At 54.0% G+C, this 1,068-nt stretch carries 2 protein-coding genes; both read left to right on the top strand.

Features of this window, described 5'->3' with window-relative positions:
• A partial coding sequence (locus AC1D00_RS42550) for a hypothetical protein (RefSeq protein ID WP_477014838.1) occupies positions 1-498 on the top strand: 498 nt, incomplete at its 5' end.
• Between the two features lie 303 nt (positions 499-801).
• Positions 802-1,068: hypothetical protein (locus AC1D00_RS42545; protein ID WP_477014837.1), on the top strand; the 267-nt coding region annotated here is incomplete at its 3' end.

Below are 1,068 nucleotides of genomic sequence, written 5' to 3'. Positions count from 1 at the left end.
ACAACGACCAGGAAAATGAGAACAAAGGCCGCAATCTCAGCGCTTCTGATCTTCGTTGTGATCGTTGTGGGTCATGCGTACCTTCGTGGCTACCCACCGTTCACCTCTCAGTTTGTGCAAACGTGTGATAGAGCAATCAAGGAGCGGTTAGCAGTTCCGTCCACCTATGAGCGGATTGCTGTAGACGAGTCTCGGAAGACAATCACGTTCGACGAGTTCTTCACAGACCCACTACGGGCTGCGTCCGAGGCAACCAGGAAAGCCATGGTCCAAGTCGCACGAGTGTCGCCAGTTCAGTATGTCGCGCTCATCGACTACCAAGCTCAGGACTCCGCCGGTGCTATCATTCGTGAAAGGGCAACCTGCACTTTCAACTCACTTGATGGGAGCGACATGCCTGAACGTACATATTGGGTGCAGATCAACGACGAACATAATGTGGCCTGGGCGGCGAGGCAGCCGAACGCGGCGAGCGTTCTGCGGCGCGTGGACCGGTGACTTTGGTCGGCTTCTGGCCCTTCCCGTCGGTTGAGGCGGTGCAGCCCAATGTTGGTTTATGGAGGCGAAGAGGAAGTTTGCCGTTGAGCGCCAAACCGACGCTTTTGACCCGAAGAAGACTTCCTCTGTTTATGGAAAATTGAGCATCTGCTGCGGTATGGGTTGACGCAATATTGTAGCACCACCAAGACGTGCGATGTCGATGTCCTCAGTCAGAAACTGAGGCTAGCGTAATCCCTCGCTGCAAAGCCACCGTCTTAGCTCTACTCGCTGCAACCAGTTTATTTTCCAAGGAGACCGAGCGTGGCCGCCGTTGATAACRTCCATCGCGTCGTGCTTTTCTTGGCGGGTGCTGGGATCTTGTTTTTCGTGAACAGGCAGTCCTTGTTCTTGCTATCGTCATGGGGTCTGAACCTAGCTTCCGCGGCATACCTCTCATCGCTTTTTAGCTACGGCAGCCTATTTTTCCTTTGTGATTGGATGAATTCGCAGGAGAGGCTTAGGAAGCCGGTCTATTTCTTCTTTCGCGGTGCAAGCCTCGCTGCCCTGTACCTAGCTCCCTACCTGTTC

This window comes from Bradyrhizobium sp. P2_E8 (genome assembly GCF_056403875.1).
The sequence above is the reverse complement of the archived record's forward strand: the minus strand, read 5'-3'. Positions and strand labels throughout refer to the sequence as shown.